The sequence below is a fragment of the Streptococcus infantis genome (assembly GCF_047463315.1).
Taxonomy (GTDB): Bacteria; Bacillota; Bacilli; order Lactobacillales; family Streptococcaceae; genus Streptococcus; species Streptococcus infantis_AB.
On record NZ_JASHEB010000013.1, the window covers coordinates 1 to 5,515 of the forward strand.

The 5,515-nt window shown below is 37.3% G+C and carries 7 protein-coding genes and 1 pseudogene; 7 read left to right on the forward strand and 1 reads right to left on the reverse strand.

Annotated features, from left to right (window positions below; genetic code table 11):
- From QM857_RS09120 to QM857_RS09130, 3 genes are all read left to right on the forward strand, one after another.
- Window positions 1-703 (forward strand): type IV secretory system conjugative DNA transfer family protein (locus QM857_RS09120; RefSeq protein WP_414275755.1); only part of this gene is annotated, 703 nt, incomplete at its 5' end.
- Between the two features lie 201 nt (window positions 704-904).
- Complete coding sequence (cptIN, locus tag QM857_RS09125) at window positions 905-1,366, forward strand: type III toxin-antitoxin system CptIN family toxin (protein ID WP_414275756.1); 462 nt, start codon at window positions 905-907, stop codon at window positions 1,364-1,366.
- Between the two features lie 78 nt (window positions 1,367-1,444).
- Entirely contained in the window at window positions 1,445-1,765 is a 321-nt protein-coding gene (locus tag QM857_RS09130; protein WP_414275757.1) for a plasmid mobilization protein, read from the forward strand.
- 10 nt (window positions 1,766-1,775) lie between these two features.
- On the opposite strand, the gene QM857_RS09135 is transcribed toward QM857_RS09130, so the two are convergent.
- On the reverse strand, window positions 1,776-2,180 hold the full coding sequence (locus QM857_RS09135; RefSeq protein ID WP_414275758.1) for a replication/maintenance protein RepL: 405 nt from the start codon (window positions 2,178-2,180) through the stop codon (window positions 1,776-1,778).
- A gap of 219 nt (window positions 2,181-2,399) precedes the next feature.
- Here QM857_RS09135 and QM857_RS09140 point away from each other — a divergent pair, with 219 nt between their 5' ends.
- The 4 genes and pseudogenes from QM857_RS09140 to QM857_RS09155 all read left to right on the forward strand — a co-directional run.
- Window positions 2,400-2,690, forward strand: a complete 291-nt coding sequence (locus tag QM857_RS09140; RefSeq protein WP_414275759.1) for a hypothetical protein — start codon at window positions 2,400-2,402, stop codon at window positions 2,688-2,690.
- A gap of 465 nt (window positions 2,691-3,155) precedes the next feature.
- Window positions 3,156-3,524 (forward strand): hypothetical protein, encoded by a 369-nt coding sequence (locus tag QM857_RS09145; RefSeq protein ID WP_414275760.1) that lies wholly within the window; start codon window positions 3,156-3,158, stop codon window positions 3,522-3,524.
- Between the two features lie 156 nt (window positions 3,525-3,680).
- Window positions 3,681-4,772: a replication initiation factor domain-containing protein gene (locus QM857_RS09150; protein WP_414275761.1), complete on the forward strand. Its 1,092-nt coding sequence runs from the start codon at window positions 3,681-3,683 to the stop codon at window positions 4,770-4,772.
- A pseudogene (locus QM857_RS09155) lies at window positions 4,772-5,515 on the forward strand (plasmid partition protein); the annotation flags it as partial. The gene QM857_RS09150 and the pseudogene QM857_RS09155, both read left to right, overlap by 1 nt.

A 5,515-nucleotide genomic window follows, 5' to 3' on the forward strand; every position in this document is an offset into this window, starting at 1 on the left:
TTCAGAAAGAGCCCATATAGCCGTATGGGGTCGAACTGGAAGCAAAAAAACAACTGTCCTTTTTGGAATAATACTCCAGCTTTTCAGCATGGGCGCAGATGTTCGCTTCATCGATGGAAAAGATGAATTTAGTTCGTTTAAAGGATTCTATCCAGCTGATAAAATTGTATCGGATATTGACCCAGTTTTTGAGCAGCTAGAAGATATTCTAGCTATCATCAAAGAACGTCAGCAGATAATGGCTGACGAGGTGCAGAAACGTCAAAAAATAGGTCTGAAAGCTTCAGAAGTTGGGCTTCAACCTGTTGTGCTAGTTGCTGATGAAATCGGCTCTATCGTGGCTCTTATGGACTCTAAACAGTCTAAAAAGTTTGTGGCCGACTTAACGGCTATCATTCAACGAGGGCGCTCGGTGGGTGTCTCTGTTATTGCTAGCACGCAAGACCCGTCAACTGATACGCTACCGCAAAAGATACGTCAGCAGTTTGCTTCCAAGGTTCTCCTTGGATCTGCAAACTCTGACATTCAAAGAATGGCATTCGGAGAAGTTGCAACGGCTGGAAACATTGAAGATTTCAGAGGGTTCTATACTTGCGACGGACTGACTAACCAGCCAATGAAATTTTATGTTTGTGATTTATACAGTCATGGATTTAATGAGCTGGGAGCATTTAAAAAAGCTTATAAATTAGGATTTTTATAAGCTTTTTTAAAAAAAACACTTGACATAACACTATGTTTTACAATATAATTAAGATGAAAAGTAAATAATGCCACTTGCCGATGGGGTGGGATATAAATTATTCGGTTCGTAAATAATGCCACTTGCCGATGGGGTGGGATATAAATTATTCGGTTTGTAAATAATACCCGCCAATTATGGCGGGTTTTTTAGGAGTTATATATGGTATTAATTGCTGGTCAAAGTTATCATTTAAAGGATGATTTTTTTAATTTAGTTAATGATGATAAATTGATGTCTAATAAAGAAAATGGAGGGTACAGACCTCATTTTTGTGCTATTCAGGATAGAACAGATAGTAGCATTTTTTGGATGATTCCTATTTCATCTAAATATGATAAGTATCAGCGTATTTATCAAAGTCAAGTTAATAGGTATGGTAAATGTGATAAAATTGTTTTGGGGAAATTTGCAGGGAAAAACCATGCATTTTTAATCCAAAATGCATTTTGTATTAAAGAGAAATATGTTGACCATGTACATACTGTTGGAGGAATTCCAGTATCTATTCATGCAGGGGTAGTGGCTGAAATAACATCTAAATTAAATAATTGTTTAGCTTTAAAGCAAAGAGGAGTGAATTTATTTTATCCAGATATAGACATGATAAAGAGTAAGATGTAATAATAGAAAATAGGAATTATTCCTATTTTTTTGTTATTTTGTGTTATTATTGTATTATAAAATAATAGGCGGTGTATTATGAATGAAAAAATGACTGTTTTGAATATTCGCATGAGTGTAGATGAAAAACTTGAAATAAAAGAACGTGCTGAACTTTCGGGTCGGACTATTAGTTCTTATGCTCGCGATTTGTTGTTTTCTATTGATAATACAGAAGATGAAAAAGATAATACAAATATAATACAAGAAAAAGATGAGCGTATTTCTGACTTAAAAGAACAGATAGAAGATTATAAAAAACAAATTGAGCAACTACATACTATTATTTTAGCTACTCAAAAAGATAATCAATTGTTATTGGAGCAAAAAGCAAAACGATGGTGGCAAATTTGGAAATAGAAGACGTGTCTTAAAAAGGCACGTCTTCTATTTGTTGTTCGAGTTGTTTATTTTCTTGTTCCTGAAGTTTTCTTTTAAAATCGTCAATTTTTTCAGTGAGAGTAAACTCTCCGCCGGCGTAGAAAAATTCGGGATTTATAAAATACGTTTTTGCTTCTTTGGTTTTTATTATGAGTTCACAATTTTTTAATTTAGTAATTGCTTCTGTTACTTTTCTCTTTGACATTCCAAGTTCTTTAGCAATCTCTTCTTGTAGTGGAACGATTGCTCTATTATCTGCATCAATTTTTGTGAGCAGATAGAACATCACTCGCATATCAAACATAGTCAAACCTTTGTCTTTACTTAGTTCTTCAGCGCCTGCGATTGTTGTTGCAAACCATTTTACATTTTTCACTTGTCCGTATCTAGCCATATGTGAACAAATACCCTCCTTTTTTGTAATAAAACGCACATTTGCCACACTTTATTATACCATAAAACGCAGGTTTGGTCTATTAATTTTATGTAAAAAAATAAAGAAATCTATATATACCAAGGTTTTCAAGCATATCGTGATGCTCCACTTTATATATAGACTTTTTAAAAATTAAGTAGTATAATTAGAGTATCAAGTTAGAAAGGAGTAGATGTTATGCTTAACGGAAACGAATATGTTGTAACAGTCAAAGACAATAAGACTGATGAAGCTTACTTATCGGTCATCGTTGAAAATGTTTCTGATGGAAAAATGGTAAAAAGCATTGTCCAAAATAGCAAAGTTAGTACAGAAGTCAATGAAGAACACGTCAAAAAATTATTGGCTTTTGTTAATGGGACAACTGTTGATGAATTACCAGCAATCGAAGATTTGGCAAGTAAGGTATTAGTTGTAGAAGCAACTAATAAAATCGGAGATGACTACATTGTGGAACTAGATTTTTAAGATTTTTCTTCCGTCGGCTCAATCTAAAAAGCATACTGATCCAAGCGGAAGCGTCAAGGAGAAAAGGCGAAGCCGTACCTTGCGCGAGGCTATCAGTATGCTAGATTGAACAAGCCGAACGGAGAAAATCTAAAATCAATTTCTTCCAGAGGTGGGGTGGAGCGTCCTACGCTCCTCGGGTCTGGGCAGAAGCCCAGAGGGAAAATTAAGGGTTTACATCTAAAAAAAATTGATGTAAAATAAAAATGTCTGTTAGTCTTCGAACAACTAACAGACAACAAAAAAGTCTTACCTAGACCTGGCAGTCAACTCAGTAAGACTCTCACTTTTTTTCGAACAAGACCATTATACCAAAAAAGGCCTTAGTGGGTCAAGTAGGGTGGTTAAATAAAAGTAGAGTGTCTTTTCTAAAGTGTTTGCAGGTCGTGGTAAGCGACACAACATTTTAGAAAGGACATTTTTTATATGTCACAACTCGAAAAATTGAAAGCTCTGCAAAGTCAGAGCAACACAACAAACGCAAGTCTTACGTTGTTTAACAACGTAGTAGTAGTCAATGTCGGAGTTAATCCGACACCGCATTTTCCGAAACTTAAGGATAAGTTTGGAAATAAGGTAAAAGATGAGAACGGCAAAGATAAACGTTCTGAAACGTCTGACGGTCTCACATATACATTTGTGGAGTTTGGCACTGGTAAAATGGTTAAAATTGTTCTATCAGAAGATAGACAATTTGAACTTTTGCAGGCTTACAAGGTCGCTGGTCTTGGCTATGATATCAAGTCAGCAAATATGATTTTCATTGAGCAGAAAGGTCAGATTGCTGACTACTAACTAAGATATTGAGGGTACTGCTGGAACTTGTTTCCAGCAGGTAGCCCCCCTCAATAATCATGGGGGCTACACGTACAAGCAAAAATGCTAGTTAGCCCTTATATATCAACGGTTTAGACCTTATAAAAAACTACACGTATATAGTGAGGAAAAGACATGCAGAAATACAAAATAGACTGGCTGGCTTTTTCGGTATCATTTGAAGATGATGAGCAGACGTTAGACCCTCAACTTTTGAAAATTTTGGGTTATGATTTAGCAGAATTTGATGAAATCCCAGGGCGATTTTTTTACAACTCGGGGGCAACTTATCGAAATTATGTAAACGTCTTTTGGAATGACCCCGAGAAGCCTTGGCACAAAAATTCTAGTCGGACAATGACCGTGGTTTTCACGGGTCAGGGGTCGACTGAATTAGCTGAAAAATGGGATACCGATTGGGTTTCTATTTTTAGAACATTAAAAGAGTACGGTGGAGTAAATTTCACACGGATTGACTTGGCTCTTGATGATTATGATGAGACAGTAAGATTTTCCGATATTGAGAAAAAACTCAATAAAGGGTATTATCGTTCATCTCGTAAGTCCTATAATATCGTTAAGACGTCAGACCAGAACGGAAAATCGCTGGGTCAGACAATTTACATCGGAAACGCTCGGTCGCAAAATGGGAGCCGTGGGAATGTGTATGCCCGTTTTTATGACAAAAAGGCACAATATGAGAGTAAGAACGAACTATTTCCAACCGAAGTCCGAGACCATTGGGCGAGGACTGGGAAAGAAGTTTGGCAACGTTACGAAATCAGCTATTCTAAAAAATACGCTTTGAAAATCATTGATGAGTTTTTACAAGGCGATAAAATCGACAAGATTTTTAAAACGTCGCTTCGTAATCTTCTTGAGATTTTGACCCCGAAACGTGGGGACACGAACAAAAATCGCTGGTATAAAACGAAGTGGTGGGAAAAGTTTTTAGAGTATGATGAGACGATAGACTTTAGTCTTGCAGAACGTGATGTCATGCTGGGCGATTTGCTGGAGTGGTTACGTGTTGCAGTCTTACCCTCTCTTTCTCTGCTTGAAATCATAGGGAATGAGCGAGGTTTTGATATTTACGATTTGCTTCAAAAAGCTGAAAAATCTACTGATTTTTCAAAGAAGCAAAATCGTTTATACGTGAATAGTCAGACCTTATCAGACGAGACCATAAACAAGTATTTGAGCGAGTTCTTAGGGGGTGGTAAATAATGGCTACCACGTATAAAAAGAACCCTCAAAACGTTTATAAAGTGCCTTTCTATTCGCAATTTTGGACGTGGTGGGCTTTGGTTTTAGCTTTGGCCATTCTGTCCTTGTTGCTGGGGCTGGTTGTATCGATTAAACTTGTTCAAATTGTTTTGTGGTCGCTGGTCGCTATATTGACGATTTGGCGAGCGTATTCGCTGACAAAGTCAGTGATCAAAGCGAAGACAATCGGAAAATATATCACGCAGAAAAAGGCAGAAAAGGCAGTCACTAAGAGCTTATTGGCGACTATGTCAGTTAATCGGCTACAAGATACTCCCTTTATCTCAGTTCCCAGCGTGGCGGTATGCGATAGCAGACCGTCACACATCAGCGTAGAAGTCGAGAAATTGGCTGGTATGTATGATGTCGATAAACTCGCAGAGGATATCAATTCCAGCTTTAGAGGAAAGCTGGGAGCCTATGCGGTCACGTCTGCAATGATAACAACAGACGGACTGTTTTATAAATTTGTACTCGAAGACGTAGCAACAGATAAAACTTGGCGACCAGCGACCCTCGAAGATATAAAGGCTGAAAAGTATATCATCAAGTTACAAGAGGGGCTAGAGGTTAACCTTTCAGAAAGAGCCCATATAGCCGTATGGGGTCGAACTGGAAGCAAAAAAACAACTGTCCTTTTTGGAATAATACTCCAGCTTTTCAGCATGGGCGCAGATGTTCGCTTCATCGATGGAAAAGATGAA